The organism is Pacificispira sp. HM-600 (assembly GCF_977993705.1).
Map to the genome: position 1 here is coordinate 2094609 of NZ_OZ388079.1, position 19922 is coordinate 2114530.

Annotated in this window: 20 protein-coding genes; 18 read left to right on the forward strand and 2 right to left on the reverse strand. The window is 68.0% G+C overall.

The genetic code is table 11. The features are described from left to right. Nucleotides 1-11 precede the first annotated feature (11 nt). The gene (locus tag ACXZ1E_RS09915) at nt 12-1247 is read left to right on the forward strand and encodes a mechanosensitive ion channel family protein (protein WP_458040357.1); all 1236 of its coding nucleotides are present in this window, start codon (nt 12-14) and stop codon (nt 1245-1247) included. A gap of 24 nt (nt 1248-1271) precedes the next feature. Here ACXZ1E_RS09915 and ppa read toward each other — a convergent pair whose 3' ends face one another. Next, nucleotides 1272-1805, reverse strand: coding sequence for an inorganic diphosphatase (ppa, locus tag ACXZ1E_RS09920; protein WP_458040358.1), 534 nt, complete (start codon nt 1803-1805; stop codon nt 1272-1274). 212 nt (nt 1806-2017) lie between these two features. On the opposite strand from ppa, the gene tilS reads away from it, so the two are divergent. The 13 genes from tilS (at nt 2018) to lysS (ending at nt 14532) form a co-directional block, all read left to right on the forward strand. After that, nucleotides 2018-3055, forward strand: coding sequence for a tRNA lysidine(34) synthetase TilS (gene tilS, locus ACXZ1E_RS09925; protein ID WP_458040359.1), 1038 nt, complete (start codon nt 2018-2020; stop codon nt 3053-3055). A 48-nt stretch (nt 3056-3103) separates the two neighbouring features. Continuing rightward, a complete protein-coding gene (hpt, locus tag ACXZ1E_RS09930; RefSeq protein WP_458040360.1) occupies nt 3104-3655 on the forward strand; it encodes a hypoxanthine phosphoribosyltransferase in 552 nt (183 codons plus the stop codon). 208 nt (nt 3656-3863) lie between these two features. Beyond that, the gene (gene ftsH, locus ACXZ1E_RS09935) at nt 3864-5870 is read left to right on the forward strand and encodes an ATP-dependent zinc metalloprotease FtsH (RefSeq protein ID WP_458040361.1); all 2007 of its coding nucleotides are present in this window, start codon (nt 3864-3866) and stop codon (nt 5868-5870) included. Between the two features lie 3 nt (nt 5871-5873). Further along, entirely contained in the window at nt 5874-6464 is a 591-nt protein-coding gene (gene folE / locus ACXZ1E_RS09940; protein ID WP_458040362.1) for a GTP cyclohydrolase I, read from the forward strand. Beyond that, the gene (folP, locus tag ACXZ1E_RS09945) at nt 6461-7363 is read left to right on the forward strand and encodes a dihydropteroate synthase (protein WP_458351939.1); all 903 of its coding nucleotides are present in this window, start codon (nt 6461-6463) and stop codon (nt 7361-7363) included. The genes folE and folP overlap by 4 nt, the downstream gene beginning before the upstream one ends. Then, a complete protein-coding gene (gene folB / locus ACXZ1E_RS09950) occupies nt 7351-7740 on the forward strand; it encodes a dihydroneopterin aldolase (protein ID WP_458040363.1) in 390 nt (129 codons plus the stop codon). The genes folP and folB overlap by 13 nt, the downstream gene beginning before the upstream one ends. Next, a complete protein-coding gene (folK, locus tag ACXZ1E_RS09955; protein WP_458040364.1) occupies nt 7737-8309 on the forward strand; it encodes a 2-amino-4-hydroxy-6-hydroxymethyldihydropteridine diphosphokinase in 573 nt (190 codons plus the stop codon). Before folB ends, folK begins: the two co-directional genes overlap by 4 nt. Beyond that, the gene (locus ACXZ1E_RS09960; RefSeq protein ID WP_458040365.1) at nt 8306-8833 is read left to right on the forward strand and encodes a DUF3180 domain-containing protein; all 528 of its coding nucleotides are present in this window, start codon (nt 8306-8308) and stop codon (nt 8831-8833) included. The genes folK and ACXZ1E_RS09960 overlap by 4 nt, the downstream gene beginning before the upstream one ends. Before the next feature lie 76 nt (nt 8834-8909). After that, complete coding sequence (locus ACXZ1E_RS09965; protein ID WP_458040366.1) at nt 8910-9473, forward strand: PH domain-containing protein; 564 nt, start codon at nt 8910-8912, stop codon at nt 9471-9473. Between the two features lie 44 nt (nt 9474-9517). After that, entirely contained in the window at nt 9518-11224 is a 1707-nt protein-coding gene (locus tag ACXZ1E_RS09970; RefSeq protein WP_458040367.1) for a PH domain-containing protein, read from the forward strand. After that, nucleotides 11221-12036 carry a DUF2520 domain-containing protein gene (locus tag ACXZ1E_RS09975; RefSeq protein ID WP_458040368.1) on the forward strand — a complete coding sequence of 272 codons (816 nt, stop codon included), beginning with the start codon at nt 11221-11223 and terminating at the stop codon, nt 12034-12036. The genes ACXZ1E_RS09970 and ACXZ1E_RS09975 overlap by 4 nt, the downstream gene beginning before the upstream one ends. 9 nt (nt 12037-12045) lie before the next feature. After that, on the forward strand, nt 12046-12924 hold the full coding sequence (gene panC, locus ACXZ1E_RS09980; protein ID WP_458040369.1) for a pantoate--beta-alanine ligase: 879 nt from the start codon (nt 12046-12048) through the stop codon (nt 12922-12924). Nucleotides 12925-13014: 90 nt separating this feature from the next. Further along, a complete protein-coding gene (gene lysS / locus ACXZ1E_RS09985; protein ID WP_458040370.1) occupies nt 13015-14532 on the forward strand; it encodes a lysine--tRNA ligase in 1518 nt (505 codons plus the stop codon). 58 nt (nt 14533-14590) lie between these two features. On the opposite strand, the gene ACXZ1E_RS09990 is transcribed toward lysS, so the two are convergent. Then, complete coding sequence (locus tag ACXZ1E_RS09990) at nt 14591-15715, reverse strand: DUF4192 family protein (protein WP_458040371.1); 1125 nt, start codon at nt 15713-15715, stop codon at nt 14591-14593. A gap of 132 nt (nt 15716-15847) precedes the next feature. Between ACXZ1E_RS09990 and ACXZ1E_RS09995 the strand changes: the two genes are divergently transcribed. The 4 genes from ACXZ1E_RS09995 to ACXZ1E_RS10010 all read left to right on the forward strand — a co-directional run bounded on the left by ACXZ1E_RS09995 (nt 15848) and on the right by ACXZ1E_RS10010 (nt 19756). Further along, nucleotides 15848-16045, forward strand: coding sequence for a hypothetical protein (locus ACXZ1E_RS09995; RefSeq protein ID WP_458040372.1), 198 nt, complete (start codon nt 15848-15850; stop codon nt 16043-16045). Between the two features lie 42 nt (nt 16046-16087). Then, nucleotides 16088-17554, forward strand: coding sequence for a cardiolipin synthase (cls, locus tag ACXZ1E_RS10000; RefSeq protein ID WP_458040373.1), 1467 nt, complete (start codon nt 16088-16090; stop codon nt 17552-17554). 173 nt (nt 17555-17727) lie between these two features. Then, nucleotides 17728-18462, forward strand: a complete 735-nt coding sequence (locus tag ACXZ1E_RS10005; RefSeq protein WP_458040374.1) for a hypothetical protein — start codon at nt 17728-17730, stop codon at nt 18460-18462. Between the two features lie 331 nt (nt 18463-18793). After that, complete coding sequence (locus tag ACXZ1E_RS10010) at nt 18794-19756, forward strand: endonuclease domain-containing protein (protein WP_458040375.1); 963 nt, start codon at nt 18794-18796, stop codon at nt 19754-19756. Nucleotides 19757-19922 lie beyond the last annotated feature (166 nt).

The following is a 19922-nucleotide window of genomic DNA, read 5'->3' on the forward strand; positions in this document are numbered from 1 at the left end:
GGAGAGTCCCGATGGGAGATCCCGTGCCCGAACCCTGGTCAACGCTTCTGACCTTTTCTCTCGCCCTCGTCGGCGCGCTCATCGCTGTCCTCATCATTTCGGCGGTCGCGTCCGTCATCGTCCGGACGACGTCCCGCCACCGGCAGTGGGCGATCACGCTCATCACGCGCGCGCGGTGGCCCTTCCGCGTCACCCTGCTCATCGTCGGGGTGCGGATCGCCGTGGCGATCAGCTTTCCGGGAGCCGGATGGCGCGAGGTCGTTTATCGTGCACTGCTGATCGCGCTGATCTCGTCAGGCGCATGGCTCGTCTGCCAATTGCTGCTGTTCATCGCCGACCTCAGCCTCAGCCGGTATCGGCTCGACGTACCCGACAACCGCGTCGCACGCCGCCTGCATACGCAGCTCCAGATCGTCCGTCGACTCGTCGTCGTCATCGTCGTGATCATCGCGATCGGGGCCAGCCTGCTGACCTTCGACGGGGTGCGCGCCGTCGGAGCGAGCGTCCTGGCATCGGCCGGTATCGCCTCGATCGTCGCCGGTCTCGCCGCCCAGTCCGTGCTCGCGAACGTGTTCGCGGGTGTGCAGCTAGCGTTCTCAGAAGCGATCCGCGTCGACGACGTGGTGGTGGTGGACGGGCAGTGGGGCCGCATCCACGAGATCACGCTTACGTACGTCGTCGTGATGACCTGGGATCAACGCACGGTTGTACTCCCCTGCAACTACTTCACCTCGACCGCGTTCGAGAACTGGACTAAGTACGGCAGCGAGATCGTGGGAGCGGTCGAGTTGGACGTCGATTGGCGCGTTTCGACGGATGCGATGCGCGCCCGCCTCGAGGCGGTGTTGGCCGAGTCATCGCTCTGGGATGGCCGCACGCAAGTCCTGCAGGTGACCGACGCAACGGGTGGCATGGTGCGCGTGCGTGTGCTGGTGAGCGCGGCGGACTCGGCCGCGCTCTGGGATCTGCGCTGCGTTGTGCGCGAATCGCTCGTAGAGTGGGTCCGCGATGAGGATGCTGCGTCCCTGCCGCTGCAGCGCGTGCTGATCGGCGATCCCGGTCAGCAGGGCTCGTCAGCCATGAAGACAGCAGAGCCCGCCGAGGCACGCGACCGCGCGGGACTCTTCTCGGGCAATGCCGACGGTGAAGCCCGGGCATCCGAGTTCACCGCGGCGATCCCCGTTCAGGAGGACGCGCGCCAGAGCCGCGAGCATCCGTTGCTCGAGCCCGCCCGCGACGACGACTGACGCGCCGACGGGCTCGGGACCGGATCAGACGGACTTGGGCGCTTCGCCCTCACCCTGCGTCTTGGTGCGACCCTCGTGCTCTTCGAAACGCACGATGGACTCGGCAACGAGGCGCTCGGCCTGGGTGACATCGCCCCACGCGTCGACCTTGACCCACTTGTTCGGCTCGAGGTCCTTGTAGTGCTCGAAGAAGTGCGCGATCTCCTTCTTCGTGAACTCGGGGATGTCGTCGACGTCCTGGATGTGGGCCCAGCGCGGATCCTTCGCCAGTACGGCGACGAGCTTGTCGTCGCCGCCGGCCTCGTCGCTCATCTTCAGCACGCCGACCGGGCGCACGGTGACCATGACACCCGGGAAGAGCGTGACGTCGAGCAGCACGAGCACGTCGAGCGGGTCGCCGTCTTCGCCGAGGGTGTTCTCGAAGAACCCGTAGTCGGCGGGGTAACCCATGGGCGTGAACAGCACACGGTCGAGGAATACGCGGCCGGTGCCGTGGTCGACCTCGTACTTGACGCGGCTGCCGCGGGGGATCTCGATGACGGCGTCGTACGCGCCCATGCGTGGCTCCTCGATATAGATGGTGCGAAAAAGTGAGTGGCGGACCTGCTGCTCGCCGCGTTCCAGCCTAGTCAACCGGCGCACGGCGTAAATCTGAAAGGAATCTCGAGGGCTGCGGGTCCCGATCGGCTGGATTCTGGGCGTGCACGGGCCGTTCTTCCTTTCAGATTTACGGCGAGCCAGTATGAACCGGCCCCGGGTACGGTGGGGGCGTGCCCGAGACTGCCGAACACAGCGCCCACCGCGGACGCCTCGACCCCGCCGTTGCGGCCGTGCGGTCCGCGGTTCGTGCGGCCCTGGCGCCCCTGCAGGCTGAACCCGGCGCCGCGGAACGCCGCGTGCTCGTGGCGCTCTCGGGCGGTGCCGACTCGCTCGCCCTGACCGCGGCGGTCGCATTCGAAGCCCCTCGGCTCGGCATCGAGGCCTCCGCCGTCGTGATCGATCACGGGCTGCAGGATGCCTCGGCCGCACAGGCCGCGGTGGCAGCGGGGGCCGCACGGTCCCTCGGCCTCACCGCGACGGTCATCGCGGTCGAGGTCGCGGCGGAGGGTGGGCCCGAGGCAGCAGCCCGGGACGCACGCTATGACGCGCTACGTGCCGAGGCCCAGCGCATCGGCGCGGGCGCGGTGTTGCTCGGCCACACGCTCGACGACCAGGCCGAAACCGTGCTGCTCGGCCTGGCGCGTGGTTCGGGTGGCTCGAGTCTCATGGGCATGGCGCCCGTGCGGGCGGACGAGGCATCCGGTGTGCTGTGGATGCGCCCCCTGCTCGCGGTGCGTCGCGAAGCAACCCGTGCGGCCTGCGCGGCCGAGGGGAGGGCGCCGTGGGATGACCCGCACAACGTCGACCCCCGGTTCGCCCGTGTGCGCGTCCGTAACCGGGTGCTGCCGCTGTTGGAGGACGAACTCGGGCCCGGCGTCGCCGAGGCCCTCGCGCGCACAGCCGAACAGTTGCGCGAGGACACCGAGGCGTTCCGCGACATGATCGACGAGACGATCGAAGACATCGTGGAGCATGCCGAGGCGGGCATATCTGTCTCGGTCCCGGCGCTTGCGGCGAACCCGGCCGCGCTTCGCAATCGCGTGATCCGCCACGTCGTGCAGAGTGAATTCGGCGTGAGCCTGACCCGCGCCCAGACCCTCGAGGTCGCTCGGCTCGTCACCAATTGGCACGGCCAGGCGCCTATCGACCTGCCGGGGTGTGCGGCCGAGCGCCGAGGCATCCGATTGGTCTTCACCGCCCGCTCGTGAACGACGGATGCTTCGGGCCACCCAGACCCGGAGCCTAGACTCGAGCCCATGCGCGCCGCCGATATTGCCGATGATCTGACCGATGTCCTCGTGACCGAGGAGCAGATCCTCGCCAAGCTGCAGGAGTTGGCCGCACAGGTCGCCAAAGATTACGAGGGCAAAGACCTGGTGCTCGTGGGTGTGCTGAAGGGCGCGGTCATGGTCATGGCCGATTTTGCCCGTGCGCTGCCGATGCTGGTGCCGATGGACTGGATGGCCGTCTCCTCTTATGGGGCCGGCACCAAGTCGAGCGGTGTCGTGCAGATCCGGAAGGACCTCGACACCGACCTGCACGACAAGCACGTACTGATCGTCGAGGACATCATCGACTCGGGTCTGACGTTGAGCTGGTTGCTCGACAACTTCCGCGTCCGCGGTGCTGCGTCGGTCGAGGTGCTCGCGCTCCTCCGCAAGCCGAAGTCGGTCAAGGTACCGGTGGACGTGCGCTACGTCGGGTTCGACATCCCGAGCGACTTTGTCGTCGGCTACGGCCTCGACTACAACGAGAAATACCGCAACCTGCGGGATGTCGCGGTGTTGGCGCCCCACGTCTACTCCTGATCGCTGTGTGTCCCACTCCTACCGGTGTGTGTCCCACTTCTGACCGGTAAGGGGTCGCCAAACAGGCAGAAAGTGGGACACGGTCGGCTGGGGTACGGCTGTACGCCGTGGGCGAATGCACAGCCGGTGCAAAGCGGGGGAGCGATACCCTGGCTGAACCGCCCTGGTGCGGCACGTCGACGAAAGGCTTCGGGCTCGCCCCGCCACCATGGACTTCAAGAAGATCTCCCGCAATCCCCTGATCTATGTGCTGTTGATCGGGGTCTTCCTCATCGTGGGCTTCACGCTGATCTCGAGTCTCGGCGGAGCCAAGCAGATCTCGACGCAACAGGGACTCGAGCTTCTCGGCGGAGGCACCGTCACCGAGGTCGTCACGACCGACGGCGACCAGCGCGTCGACATGACCCTGTCCGAGGCCTACGAGGGCTCGACGGACGTCCAGTTCTACTACGTGACAGCTCGCGCGGAAGAGGTCGTCAACGCGATCAACGCCGCGGACCCGTCCGACGGCTTCAACGACGTCGTGCCCCAGGCATCCTGGTTCGACGGCTTCCTCTCTCTCATGATCCCGCTGCTACTGCTGGGTCTGCTGTTCTGGTTCCTGCTCTCGTCGGCGCAGGGCGGAGGCAGCAAGGTCATGCAGTTCGGCAAGTCCAAGGCCAAGCTGGTCTCGAAAGAGTCGCCGACGGTCACGTTCGCGGATGTCGCGGGCGCTGACGAGGCGATCGAAGAGATGCAGGAGATCAAGGACTTCCTGAAGGACCCGACCAAGTTCCAGGCGGTCGGTGCCCGCATTCCGAAGGGCGTGCTGCTGTACGGCCCTCCCGGCACCGGAAAGACCCTGCTCGCCCGCGCCGTTGCGGGGGAGGCCGGTGTGCCGTTCTACTCGATCTCGGGTTCGGACTTCGTCGAGATGTTCGTCGGCGTCGGCGCGAGTCGCGTGCGCGACCTGTTCAACCAGGCCAAGGAGAACTCGCCGGCCATCATCTTCATCGACGAGATCGACGCCGTCGGGCGTCACCGCGGAGCCGGCATGGGCGGCGGACACGACGAGCGCGAGCAGACGCTCAACCAGATGCTCGTCGAGATGGACGGCTTCGACCCCAAGGTCAACGTCATCGTGATCGCGGCGACCAACCGCCCCGACATCCTGGACCCGGCCCTGCTGCGTCCCGGCCGCTTCGACCGTCAGATCGGCGTAGACGCACCGGATCTGAAGGGACGCCAGCGGATTCTCGAGGTGCACGGCCGCGGCAAGCCGCTCGCCGACGGTGTCGACCTCGAGGTCGTCGCTCGCAAGACCCCGGGCTTCACGGGTGCCGATCTCGCGAACGTGCTGAACGAGGCGGCGCTGTTGACCGCCCGCTCGAACGCGCAGCTGATCGACAACCGCGCGCTCGACGAGGCGATCGACCGCGTCATCGCCGGACCGCAGCGCCGCACACGCGTCATGAAAGACAAGGAACGGCTCATCACGGCGTACCACGAGGGCGGTCACGCGCTCGCCGCCGCGGCGATGAACCACACCGACCCCGTGACGAAGGTCACGATCCTGCCGCGCGGCAAGGCCCTCGGCTACACGATGGTGCTGCCGCTCGACGACAAGTACTCGGTCACCCGCAACGAACTCCAGGACCAGCTGACGTATGCGATGGGCGGCCGCGTGGCCGAAGAGATCGTGTTCCACGACCCGACCACGGGTGCGTCGAACGACATCGAGAAGGCGACCAACATCGCCCGCAAGATGGTCACCGAGTACGGCATGACGATGCAGCTCGGGCCGGTCAAGCTCGGCGCCGCGAGCGGTGAGGTCTTCATGGGCCGCGACATGGGCCACGGCCGCGAGTACTCCGAGTCGATCGCCGAACGCGTCGACGCCGAGGTGCGCGCCCTCATCGAGCAGGCGCACAACGAGGCGTACCAGGTCATCAGCGACAACCGCGACGTGCTCGACAAGCTCGCGCTCGAACTGCTCGAGAAGGAGACACTCGACCACTTGCAATTGGCCGAGATCTTCACCGAGGTGCGTCGCCTACCCCCACGTCCGCAGTGGCTCTCGAGCGAGAAGCGGCCCGTGTCGGCCCTACCTCCGGTCGAGGTTCCGAAGCAGACGCTTCCCGAGGGTCTCGCCGCCGATGTGCCGGCCGAGGCGGTTGTCGCGGAGAAGCAGCCGCATCGTCGTCCCTCGGGTCAGGCACGCCCGGCTACGGCGTAGCCCATGGCTGTCGACTCCGGGCGCGTCGAGGCGCTCGTTCGTGAACTGCTGGTCGCCATCGGCGAGGACCCCGATCGTCCGGGGCTGAAGCGGACGCCGCAACGCGTCGCAGAGGCCTACACCGAGTTCTTCTCAGGGCTGGATCAGGATCCTGCCGAGGCGCTCGGCAACCCGATCTCGGTTGCGCGCGGACCGGAACCCGAGACGGTTGCCTCGGGCGCGGTATTGCTGCGCGACATCGCCTTCCGCTCGGTGTGCGAGCACCACCTGCTGCTCTTCCGGGGTGTGGCGCACGTCGCCTATCTGCCGGGCGACACGGTCGTGGGCCTCGGCGCCCTGCCCCGGGTCGTCGACATCCTCGCGGCACGCCCGCAGGTGCAGGAGCGGCTGGGCGAGCAGATCGCCGACACGATTCAGAACGAGCTCGACGCGCGCGGTGTTCTCGTTGTGCTCGATGCGCGTCACGGATGCGTCACCATGCGCGGCGGTCGGCAACCGGATGCCTCGACCGTCACGGTTGCCGCGCGGGGCGAACTCGCCGAGCCCGCAGCGCGCGCCGAACTGATCGCCTTGATCGGCGGCGTCCGCTCGTGAGCGGCGCGGACAAAGAGGGCACCCTGATCATGGGCATCCTCAACGCGACGCCCGACTCGTTCAGCGACGGCGGACAGTACCTCGACCCCGAGGTCGCCATCGCGCACGCGCTCGAGCTCGTCGCCGACGGTGCGGGCGTGATCGACGTCGGAGGCGAGTCCACCCGGCCCGGCGCGGAACGCGTGCCCGTCGCCGAAGAGATCCGGCGGATTCTGCCGGTCGTCACCGCCCTGGCGGGGCGCGGCATCGTGGTCAGCATCGACACGATGAACGCCGAGACGGCCGTTGCTGCGGTCGAGGCGGGCGCCCGGATCGTGAACGATGTTTCCGGTGGGCTCGCCGATCCCGAAATGCTCGCGGCGGTGGCCGAGACATCCGCAGACTTCGTGCTCGGTCACTGGCGCGGGCCCTCGTCCGACATGTACGCACACGCGGCCTACACGGATGTTGCGCGCGACGTCACGGCCGAACTCGCCGAGCGACTGAGCGACGCGGCGCAGGCGGGGATTGCGCCTTCGCGCGTGGTGCTTGACCCGGGTATCGGCTTCGGGAAGACGCCCGAGCAGAGTTGGGCGATGCTCGCGGGCCTTGACCGCCTCGTCGCGCTCGGGCCTCGCGTTCTGGTCGGCACGTCGCGCAAGCGGTTCCTGTCCGCGGCGCTGGGTGGGGCATCCAATGACGAACCCTCGACCGAGCGCCGCGACGCGGCAGAACCTTCGATCGAGCGCCGCGACGCGGCAGAACCTTCGATCGAGCGCCGCGACGCGGCGACCGCCGTGACCAGCGTGCTGGCCGAGCGCGCCGGCGCGTGGGGCGTGCGCGTGCACAACGTCGCAGCGACCCGCGATGCCCTCGCGATCGCTGCGGCATGGCGAGAGGGGGCGCCGTGGACGGCCTAGACGAAATCACGCTGACCGGTCTGCGGGTGTTCGGGCGACATGGGGTATTCGACTTCGAGCGCGAGCGGGGTCAGCACTTCGTGATCGATGTGGTCCTGAAGCTCCGCACCGCCGAGGCGGCACGCACGGACGACGTACGCGACACCGTCCACTACGGCGAGGTCGCCGACGCCATCGTCGCGATCGTCGCGGGCGAGCCGGTCAACCTGATCGAGACGCTCGCCGAGCGGATCGCGGTCGCGGTGCTCGCCGATGGGCGGCTAGCGTCCGTCCGCGTGACCGTCCACAAGCCGAGCGCGCCCATCGAGGCCGAGTTCTCGGACGTCTCCGTCAGCATCGAACGAGCCGCGATCGACTTCCCCCGGAGCACCTCATGAGCCGCCGTCTGGCCGAAGAACTCCCGCCTCGCGACGCGCGGCCCGAGAACGAGACGACCGTGGCCGTCGTCGCGCTCGGCAGCAACCTCGGCGACCGCGGGACCACGCTCGAGGATGCGGTGCGTGAGATCGCCCGCCTGCCTCTTGTCGATCACGTGCGGGTGTCGCCGACGCGCGAGACGGTTGCCCTCCGCCCGGATGGTCCGGATGCCTCGGCGCCCACCTACCTGAACGCCGTCGCTCTCGTCTCGACCCGGCTGGCACCGAGTGTCCTCCTGGCGCTGCTGCACCGCATCGAGGCCGAGCATGGACGCGAGCGCCACGAGAAATGGGGCGACCGCACTCTCGACCTCGACCTGATCGCCTATGGCGACGTGCAGTCGGCCGACCCGAATCTGACGCTGCCGCACCCGCGCGCTGTCGAGCGGGACTTCGTGCTCGAGCCGTGGCTCGAGGCGGATCCCGATGCCGTGCTGGTGGGTTACGGTGCGGTGCGCGATCTCGTTGAGCGGCTCCGCGCGCAGGCGGCGGACACGCATCCGGATGCTTCGGGTGGGGACCGCGCGTGAAGCGCACCAGTCCGCTCGTCCTGGTGTCGGCCGCCGTGCTCGGCGCGCTCGTCGGATTCCTGTTCGATCACCTGCTGACGGTCTCGGGGCGTCCGACTTTCACCCCGTTCATCTCGTTGCCGATCATGCTTCTGCTGCTCGGCGCGATCGTCGTGGTGCTGGCGTTGCCCATCCGCCGGGCGATCCGGGGCCCGCGCGGCGATGGCGCGGTCGCGGCCGGATCGCAGCCCGCATCCGGCCCCCCGGTCAATCCCTTCCGCGCTTTGCGGATCGCGATTCTGGCCAAGGCGTCGAGCATCGTGGGCGCGGCGATCGGCGGAGCCGGCGCCGGTCTCGCCCTCTACCTGCTGACGCGCCCGGTGCCGCCGCCGTTAGGCTCGATCACGGCGGTCGTTGCCACCGCCGTCGCGGGGGTGATCCTCGTCGCCGCGGCACTCGTCGCCGAGAACATGTGCATCATCCGGAAGGACGACGATGACGAACCCCCAGAGCCCGCCGCCGGAGGCGACACCCACCCCTGGTGAGGACGCCGGTCCCTTGGCCCCCCAGAGCACGCTTGCTGCGGCGCCCGTTAATGAGATCCGCGTCGATGAAAGCCCGGTGGCTGAGGGCGATACAGATGCGCTCGACTCCGACTCGCTAAACTCCGGCACCTTCACCGCGCTCGTCGAGCCGCGCTCGCCCAGCCGGCTCGAGTTGGACGGCGGCGAATGGCACCAGATCTCGCCGAAGTACGTCTGGGTACAGCTCATCTCTGGCGGCGTGCTGATCGTCCTCGTCGCTGCGGCCATGCTGTTTCTGACGCTGTTCCTGAACCAGACCTGGGCCTACATCCCGGGCGGCATCATCTTGGTGATCTCGATCTGGACCACTGCCATCGTCCCCCGCCAGGCACGCTCGATCGGGTATCGCTTGCGGCAAGACGACCTGGTGTTCCGCCGCGGCATCCTGTGGCAGCGCCTGGTCGCCGTGCCGTATGGACGGATGCAGCTGATCGACATCACCCACGGCCCCCTCGATCGCGGGTTCGGTATCGCGCAACTCAAGTTCGTCACGGCCGCCGCCGCGACGGGGGTGACGATCCCCGGCCTCGAGCAGAAGACCGCCGAGCACCTGCGTGACCTGCTGGTCGAGGTCGCCGAGTCGCGACGGACGGGGCTGTGAGCGAACCCGCCGCGCCCGGCGGGACGCCTGAGGTGTCTGCGCCCATGACAGACGCGGCCGTGACGGATGTGCCCGTGCCCGGTGAGCCGTTCGAGGCGCGCAGCGAACTGAGCGACGGCGAGTGGCACCGGATGCATCCGCTGTCCCCGATCTTCCGGGGTGGCCTCTTCCTCGTCGTGGTGATCGGCATCGTGATCGCCAACCTGCGCGACAGGCTCGTCGCGATCTTCCTGCCTTCGCTGTTGCCCGAGCTTCCCGACGGAGGTGAGTGGAATTCGGGTGATCCCGTCGACTGGGTGCTCGACAACGGGCTCCTGCTTCTGGCGAGTCTCGCCGTTCTGGGTGCGCTCGTGTTGGTCGTCGGCGGCTTCTACCTGTCGTGGCGGTTTCACACCTTCCGCATCACGGAGGACGACGTCGAGGTCAAGCAGGGCATCCTGTTTCGCTCGCAACGCCGCGCACCCCTCGACCGGGTTCAGGGCGTCAACCTCACGCGGCCTCTCGTCGCGCGTCTGGTCGGACTCGCCAAGCTCGAGGTCGTCGGTGCGGGCACGGACGCGAACGTCAAGCTCGACTACCTCTCGACGAGCAACGCCGAGCGCGTGCGCGCCGACATCCTGCGCCTGGCATCGGGTCGTCAGCTCGCCGAGGCGGCCGGGGCCGCCGCATCCGGAAGCCGCGTTCGCGGCGTCTCGAGCGCGGTCAGCCAGGGAATCACGGGACTCATCGCCGGGGCCGAGGGGCCGGCGAGCGAGCCCGAGAGCGTCGTCCACATCCCGACCGGGCGACTGATCGCCTCGCAGGTGCTCGGGGGCAGCACGGTGGCCCTGCTCGTGATGACGGGCGTCGCGATCGCCGGCGGGATCTGGGGATCGCCGTGGGTGCTGCTGGGCATCGTGCCCGCGCTCCTCGGTTTCGGTGCGTACTGGGTGTCGCAGATCGTGAAGTCGCTGCGGTACTCGATCGCACCCACGCGGCACGGTTTGCGCGTCACGTTCGGACTTTTCACGACGGTGACGGAGATCATCCCGCCGGGACGCGTGCACGCGATCGAGGTGCGGCAGTCGATCTTCTGGCGCCCCTTCGGGTGGTGGCTGATCAAGATCAACCGCCTGACGGGGCGGAGTTCGGTCGACACCTCGACCGACCAGTTCACGACGGTCCTGCCCGTCGGCACCCGTGCCGATGCCGAGCGCGTCTTGCGTCTGGTGTTGCCGGGGACCCGTGATGCGGAGTGGTCGCAGCTCTTCGACGACGGCATCCTCGGACCGCGTGAGGGTGACCCGTTCTCGCAGACGCCACGGCGCGCATGGTTCCTTCGTCCGGTGTCGTGGCGACGTAACGGATTCCTCGTTTCGCCGCACGCGCTGCTGCTCCGGCGCGGGCAAATCTGGCGTTCGCTCGCGATCTTCCCGTTGGCCCGCATGCAGAGCTTGGGACTGCAGCAGGGTCCGCTCGATCGCTCGCTGCGCGTCGCGTCGCTGCGCCCGCACACGGTCGCCGGTCCCGTCTACGGCTCCGTCGCCGCCCTCGATCGGGACGATGCACTGGCGGCCTTCGCGGACGTCACGGCTCGAGCATCCGCCGCCTCCACCGCGGATCGCAGCCACCGGTGGGCGGAAACGGTCGTCGCAGAGACGCCGGACCACCCACCGGAGCCGACAGCTGATGCGCAGTCGACAGGTGAGCCGCAGTCGATGGTGAACCAGGCGCCGGAGGCGGCGTCCAGCCAGGCGCCGGAGGCGACGTGAACCGCGCGGGGCGGCTCGGCGTCGGGATTATCGGCGCCGGACGCGTCGGCCCGATCATCGGTGCCGCGCTCGGCGGGGCCGGGCACGCGCTGACGGGTATCACGCCTGGGTCCGACCCGGACCGGGTCGAAGCCATCGTGCCGGGTGTTCCGCACCTGGATCCGCCCGAGATCGCGCGGCGCAGCGAGCTCGTCGTCCTCGCGGTGCCGAGCGATCAGCTCGCCGAACTGGTCGCGGGTCTGGCAGCGGTATCGGCCTGGCAGCCGGGCCAACTCGTGCTGCACACGGACGCGCGGTTCGGCACGGACATCCTCCGTCCGGCCGTCGAGCAGGGAGTCATCCCGCTCGCGGTCCACCCCGCAATCACCTTCACGGGCACGAGCATCGACCTGCGTCAGCTACAGGCGGGCTACGCCGCCGTCACGGCACCCGCGGCCGTGCTGCCGATCGCGCAGGCCCTCGCGGTCGAGTTGGGTTGCGAGCCGATCGTCGTCGCGGAGGCGGATCGTCCCGCGTATGCCGAGGCGATCGCGACGGCCACGGAGTTCTCGCGCGCCGTCGTGCAGCAATCCACCTCGTTGTTGCGCGGCATCGGGATCGACAATCCCGGTGGGTACCTGTCGGCGCTCGTCCGATCGACGGTCGACCAGGCGCTCACCCTCGAAACCACTCCCGATTGGGATGGCGTCGTGCGCGGCGGCACGGGGGATGCCGGATGGGTCAGCCGCGACGGTTTGGGCGACGGCTGGGGCGGCGGCCTCGACGGCGGTCCGGATGACGGCCTGGACGAGCCGGATGTGCTGCCGGGGTAGCATCCAAGGATGATCAGCTCCATCGCCGAGCTGCGCACCCGACTGGCAGAAGCCAGAAGCGCAGCGCGGACGGCGGGGGATGCGGCGCGAGACACATCCGCCGCGCCCACCGTCGCACTCATCTCCACCATCGGCGCCCTGCACGACGGGCACATCGACCTCATCCACCGGGCTCGGGAACGCGCCGACATCGTGGTGGTCTCGGTCTTCGTCAACCCGCTCCGCTTCGCGACAACGAGCGCTTTCGAGGCTTACCCGCGCACGCCCGACGCGGATGCTGCGCTGCTCGAATCTCTCGGAGTCGACATCGTCTTCGCGCCGAGCGCCGAAGAACTCCTGCCGCACGGGTCGCAGACGACGAAGGTCACCGCGGGTGACCTCGGCCTGCGCTTCGAGGGACGGGCGCGCCCGGGCTACTTCGATGGGCTGCTGACGGTCGAGGCGCAACTCCTGAATCTCGTGGGGCCGGACTTCGCGGTCTACGGTCGCCGCGACGCGCAGCGCATCTTCCTCGTCCGACGCATGGTGCGTGATCTGTACCTCGATGTCGAGGTGCTCGAGGCAGACACCGTCCGCGACGATAACGGCCTGCCCATCTCGACGCGCATCGGATTGCTCGAGGAGCGCGACCTCAAGGCGGCGAGCAAGCTCGTCGCCGCGCTCGAAGCGGCCGCATCCAACGCCGACCGCGGGATCGACGCGTGCATCGCGGCCGCTCAGTCGTCTCTCATGGGCGAGGAGCGGATCCGGCTCGAGTACCTCAGCGTCGTTGATCCCGAGACCTTCCTGCCCGCCGACGAGGGACACCAGGGCACCGCTCTCGTGCTGATCGCCGCGACGGTCGCGGGGCATCGGTTCATCGACAACGCCGAGGTCTACATCCGCTGACACGCGTGTCGTTCCGTGGGCGCCCCCGCGGGCCGGGGCGCGCGGGGGCGCGCGGATAGACTTGTGTCGACTTTCGAGGAGCCCCCGCAGATGACCGATTCTTCCGTGCCGTCCGACGCTGCCTCCGAAGAGGACGTCTTCGAACAGAAGGCGGTGCGGCTCGCTAAGCGCGAGCGCCTGCAGGACGAGCGGACGGATGCCTCGGGCGGCGCCTACCCCGTCAGTGTTCCCGTGACCGACACGATCGCGGCGCTTCGCGAGGCATACGGCGAGCTCGAGGCCGACACCGCGACGGGCGTGCGCGCCGCGGTCGCCGGTCGCATCGTCTTCAGCCGCAACACGGGCAAGCTCTGCTTCGCGACGCTCCAGGCCGGCGACGGCAGCCGGATCCAGGCGATGGTCTCGCTGGCCGGTGTCGGCGAGGAGTCCCTGCAGCGGTGGAAAGAACTCGTCGACCTGGGTGACCACGTCTTCGTCGCGGGCGAGGTCATCTCGAGCCGCCGCGGCGAGCTCTCGATCATGCTCGACGAGTGGCAGATCGCGGCGAAGGCGATCCTGCCTCTGCCGAACATGTACTCCGAGCTCAACGAGGAGAGCCGCGTGCGCGCGCGCTACCTCGACCTGATCGTGCGCGATCAGGCCCGCCAGACGGTGCGGGCCCGCGCGGCGGTCAATGCGAGCCTGCGCGCGACGTTCGCGGAGCACGACTTCCTCGAGGTCGAGACGCCGATGCTGCAGGTGCAGCACGGCGGTGCGGCGGCTCGTCCGTTCGTGACCCACTCGAATGCCTTCGACACCGAGCTGTTCCTACGCATCGCGCCCGAACTGTTCCTGAAGCGTGCGGTCGTCGGGGGCCTGGATCGGGTGTTCGAGATCAACCGCAACTTCCGCAACGAGGGCGCCGACTCGACCCACAGTCCCGAGTTCGCGATGCTCGAGGCGTACCAGTCGTACTCCGACTACAACGGCATCGCCGACCTGACACAGGAGCTCATCCAGAACGCCGCGCGCGCCGTTTCGGGCTCGACGGTCGTGACGTGGGCCGACGGCACGGAGTACGACCTGGGCGGCGACTGGGACCGCATCTCGATGTACGAGTCGCTTTCGTCTGCCAGCACGCAGACGATCACACCCCAGACATCCGTCGACGAACTGCTCGCGCTCGCCGCGGCATCCGGTGTCGACGAGCCCGCTCATGTCACCCACGGCAAGCTCGTCGAGGAACTGTGGGACCACTTCGTGAAGGGTGGCCTCGAGCGCCCGACGTTCGTCATGGACTTCCCGGTCGACACGAGCCCGCTCGTGCGGGCGCACCGCTCGATCGAGGGTGTCGTGGAGAAGTGGGACCTATACATCCGCGGGTTCGAGCTGGCCACCGGCTACTCCGAACTCGTCGACCCCGTGATCCAGCGCGAGCGTTTTGTCGAGCAGGCGGTTCTCGCTTCGCGAGGAGATGTCGAGGCCATGCGCATCGACGAGGACTTCCTGCGGGCGCTCGAGCACGGCATGCCACCTTCGGGGGGCATGGGCATGGGAATCGACCGACTGCTGATGGCCATCACGGGCCTCGGCATTCGCGAGACGATCCTGTTCCCGCTCGTCAAGTAAGAACTCACTCGCGGGCGAACGCCCACTGCGTTCACTCGCGGGCGAACGCCCACTGCGTTCACTCGCGGGCGAACGCCCACTCTGGCAGATGTGAGGCTGTGCACATCGTCATCACGATCTGAGACAAGCCGTGCTCGGGGTCGATCTCGAGAGCCCGCTCGGCGTACCAGCCCGCGTGCGTCGAACCACCGAGTGCCCAGCTGATCCACGCCGCCGCGGCCAGGGGCCCCGGCCGTGCGTCGCGCGGGGCCGCCGCCGCGATGCGGCGCACCAGATTTCGAGCGCGGTGCAAGCGACCCGAATCGGGCCGCGGACCGTCGCCGCAGAAGCGAGCACCGAGTTCGGCCGGATACTCGTGGCCGGCCTCCCACCGCACCTGGGCAAAGAGGGCGAGTTCGCCCGCGTGGATGTCTCCGGCCCACTGCTGCAGTGCCACATCGCGCAGCGCGGGGCGACGCAGGCACCACAGCAGTACTGCGCCCGAGAACGCGTCCAGGGTGTCGGGGTCCCAGGTCAGGGCGTCCTCGAACAGTTCAGGTACGTCATCCAGGGCAACGACCGCCGCGAGCGCGCGCGGATCCAGGCGTGCCAGCGAGGGAACATTGGCCGTCTCGACGTTCGAGGGTGCTGCCAGCAGGGCCTCGGCCGCATCGTCGATCGTGAGGAGCGCGCGTGCCATCCGCTCCTTCTCGGCCAGATCGACCTCGGGCAGAAAAGCGCCCGCACCCTGATCCCCCGCAGGAACCGACATGGGCAGATCGGCCTCGCGCTCGCGTACCTCGGAGAGGGGTCGCGCCTCGCCGTCGGCGTACGACCCCCAGGCATCGCCCGCAACGCAGAGAGCCTCTACGACTCGCAGGCCACAGACATGCGCCCGCTTTTCCAGTGCAGTGACGAGATCTTGCCAGGCGATCGGGCCCGAGCCATCGTCGCGGAAACCTGCATCTGTGTAGACGACGATCGCGATGCCGTCGATGCGGTCGACCTTGCAGGCGAGTCCGATCGTGGTCGAGGCCATCGCTTCGACCGCGTCGGGCTCCGGCAGGTCGTAGCGCATGACGCCCGCCGTCCGCTTGCCGCGGAACAGCACGAGCGCGAGGCTCTGCCGAGGGCGATAGCCGGCCAGAGCGGGAACGAGGGCGAGGAAGTCTGCGGCGTCGGAGGCCTTGATGATGGTGGGCATGCGGCCAGCGTGGCCTGGACGCCGTCCTGAGGCCGGTGGGAAGGCGGAATCGGGGGACGACCGGCACCGGGACGTGCTGTGGAGGGAGCGTCCGAGTGTCCGGTATGCCCCCTCGGGGCGTATCCTGGAGGGGTGGAAGGCTACTGGGCGGCACTGATCTGGTCGATTCTGCCGACCCTTGTCGTCTCGGTGGTCTTCTTCTTCGTGCTACGTGGCATCATTCGCATGGACCGCACGGAGCGCCGCGTCTACGCCCAGATCGAGGCCGAAGAGCGCGCGAAGCGGGGCATGGCCCCCGCGCCGGAAGACCCGCGTCCCGCGGCACCCTGACCCACCCCGCTACGCTGAGCACGAGCCGGCGGAGGGAAACGGGTGCTCGTCCTCAATTTCGACATCACGTGGTGGCTGGTCGCCATCCTCATTTTCGACCTGACCATCCGCATCTGGGCAATCATCGTCATCCCGCGCAATCGCCGCCCGACAGCGGCGACGGCATGGTTGCTGGCCATCTACTTCATCCCGTTCGTCGGGCTTCTGCTCTTCTTTCTGATCGGTAATCCGCGGCTCCCGCGGGTTCGCCGTCGCAAGCAGCGGCAGATCAACGAGTACATCCACGACGCGACGGAAAACCTCGAGTTCGGTTCGCTGCGCCCGGATGCTCCGGCCTGGTTCACCTCGCTTGTCACGATGAACCGCAACCTCGGAGCAATGCCCCTCGCCGGTGACAATACGGTCACCCTGATCGCCGAGTATCAGGAGAGCCTCGACGCGATGGCGGATGCCGTTCGCGCAGCAGAGCACTACGCGCATATCGAGTTCTACATCCTGCAATCGGATGCCGCGACCGACAACCTGTTCCGGGCTATGGAAGAGGCGTGCGCCCGCGGAATCACGGTGCGCGTGCTGCTGGACCACTGGGCCAACCGCGGCAAGCCCAACTACAAGGCGACGCTGAAGCGGCTCGACGCGATGGGTGCACAGTGGCACCTGATGCTTCCGGTGCAGCCGTTCAAAGGCAAGTACCAACGTCCTGACCTCCGCAACCACCGCAAGCTTCTGGTCGTCGACGACAATGTCGCGTTCATGGGCTCGCAGAACGTCACCGACTCGACCTACAACCTGCCCAAGAATATTCGCCGCGGTCTGCACTGGGTCGATCTGATGGTGCGGCTGCAGGGGCCGGTCGTCGCGAGCGTCAACGCCGTATTCCTCTCGGACTGGTACAGCGAGACCGACGAAGAACTCTCGGCCGAGTTCGACGTCGAGAACCTCGACACCGGACCCGGCGATCTTGATGCGCAGGTCGTGCCATCCGGTCCCGGATTCGATTCCGAGAACAACCTGCGCCTCTTCCTCGGCATGCTTTACGCGGCCGAGCGCAAGGTCATCATCGTGAGCCCCTATTTCGTGCCGGACGAGTCGCTGCTGCTGGCGGTGACGACCGCGTGTCACCGCGGCGTGCAGGTCGAACTCTTCGTCAGTGAAGAGGGCGATCAGGCGATCGTCTATCACGCGCAGCGCAGCTACTACGAGGCACTCCTGCGCGCCGGCGTGAAGATTTGGATGTACCGCAAGCCCTTCATCCTGCACTCCAAGAGCCTGACGATCGATGACGAGACCGCCGTGATCGGCTCGAGCAACATGGACATGCGCTCGTTCGGCCTGAACATGGAGATCTCGCTGCTGGTGCGCGGCAGCGAGTTCGCCGATCAGATGCGTGCGGTCGAGGATCGCTATCGCTCGCTGAGCCGCGAGCTGACGCTCGAAGAGTGGAAGCAGCAGCCCCTCCGCTCGACGGTGCTCGACAACCTCGCGCGTCTGACCTCGGCCCTGCAGTAGAGGGCGTGCCCGTGTTCCGGGTTGCGCGAGCGTTACCGACTTGAGTGGTGATCGTTATCGCGCTGTCACCGTCTTCGCATGGTGGGTCTGGAGCGATCGGTCAGGATGGATGAGCGGACGACAGCACGTCCGCAGGATGAGGGACGAGGCATCCCGCCCGGAGAGGTTCCATCGTGGCTGTTCGCAAAGCACTCATCGCGCTCGGCGCCGGAGCCGTCGTGCTCCTCGGACTCGCGGGATGCACGGCCACGCCCGCGTCGCCGGGGAGCAGCAGCTCCGTACCCGCCGATGGCAGTGTCTCTGAGGTTGAGGTTGAGGTCGACGCGACCTGGCTCGACGACGGCCGGATGATCGGCATCATCACGTACGGGTCATCGACCTGTGTCCCGGTCGTCGAAGATGCCGCGCTGCAAGACAATGGCACGTTCGCGGTAATCCTCGCCGATGCCGACACGGACGAGGTGTGCACGACGGACATGGTCCCTCGCGTGACCCTCGTCGATGCGCTCCCGGACATGGACCCCGCAGTTGACCTCGAGATCACGGTCGCGGGTGACGGATTCACGGGCGACACCGACCTCGACGGTGTGCAGGGACTAGACCCCACCAACACGGCCTCCGAGTATGCGCCGAGTGCCGGATGGATCGACGATGACGACTCCTTCGTGCTCGTGACCTGGGGGAGCTCGACGTGCGTTCCCGTCGTCGCTTCCACGGAAGTCGTGGCGCCATCCGAGGTGACGGTCACGTTCGTCGACCCGCCGGCCGACCAGATCTGCACGATGGACATGGTGCCTCGCGCGCTGATCACCTCGGTGGCGGACCTCGACGAAGACGAGGGCGTCACGGCCGTGCTCGTCGGGGACGACTTCGACGGGCTCCGCGTTCCGATCTACGGCTCCAACTAGACCGCCACTTTTTCAGACCGCGCGCGGGGGAGCGGCAACGGCGCCGTCCCCGCGCGTCTCACTCTGCGCGCCCTTGTCCTGCACGCTTGTCGAGCGTCTATCTGAACATTCAGTCGTCGTGAATGGCTGTTGATTGTGCGAAAGCCCGCCATTCACGACGACTGAAACGGACGAATCCGAAGTCACTCGTCGTAAATGGCGGGTCAGGATGCCGGGGGCCCGCCATTTGCGCCGAGTGAACAGCCCTGTTCCGCCGGCGGGCGGCTCCGGTCGCGCCGCCGTGTGTGGACAACTTCGGCGCGACCACCGTGCGATGTGCGAGGGTGCCGGGATGCGCCGAACCGACCTGCCCCGCAGCCTGGGCGCGGAGTTCTCCGTCGCGCAGGCCGAAGCGGCGGGCGTCTCGCGTTCTCGGCTGCGGGCTCGCGACCTCGAGCATCCGTTCCACGCCGTCCGGTCCGTGTCGCACACGCCCATTGTCCAGACGGCGGAGTCGCGGATGCTGGCGCGTGCGCGTCAATTCGCCACGGTTATGCGGGACTCCCAGTTCTTCGGTCATGTGACCGCCGCCGTCATCTGGGGCGTGCCGCTTTCTGCCACGGTCATCCACGATGAGCTCGACGTGGCCGTCTTCGCACCGCGTCGCGCCCCGCGGGGTCGCGGGGTGAAGGGGTACGCGCTCGCGCCGTCGCACGGATCGGTTCGCGGTCACCCCGAGCTCGGCTGGCGCGTGGCAAGCCCCGCAACGACCTGGGCGATGCTCGGGGCTCGGTTGACGCATCCGTACGATCTCGTCGCGGCGGCCGACTATTTCGTGCGTATCCCGCGCAGGCCGGGCGGCTTCGCACCGCCGCCGCGTCCGGCGTGGGCGACGATCGACGAGCTCGAGTCGGCCGTCGGCGCGGGTCGTCGTCCGGGCATCGGCGCCCTGCGTGCGGCTCTTCCGCGGGTGCGAACCGGCGCGTCGTCGCGCCGTGAGACCTGGCTGCGCCTGATCCTGATCGACGCGGGGTTGCCTGAGCCGGTGCTGGACTACGACGTGCTCGATGATGATGGCCGCTTCGTCGCCTGCCTTGACCTCGCTTACCCCGCGCTGAAGATCGGGATCGAATATGACGGCGACCACCACCGCACCGATCCTGTGCAATGGGCGCGGGACGTGGACCGACTCGACCGGTTAGCTGAAGAGGGTTGGCGCGTCATCCGCGCGACGAAGCGGCACATCTTCACGATGTCGGGCGTCGTCGTCGTACAGCGGGTGCGCACGGCGATCGAGGCACGTCGTTCGCGCTGAGGTCTCCTTGGCGGTTCCCGGCTTTCGCTCGTCGCAGATGGCGGATGTTGGGCCGCGTAGGACGCCATTCGTGACGAGTCAACTGTGTCCAGCAACTTTCACTCGTCACATATGGCGGGTTCGGATACCTCACAGGCGCCATTCGCGACGAGTGAAAGATGGCCGG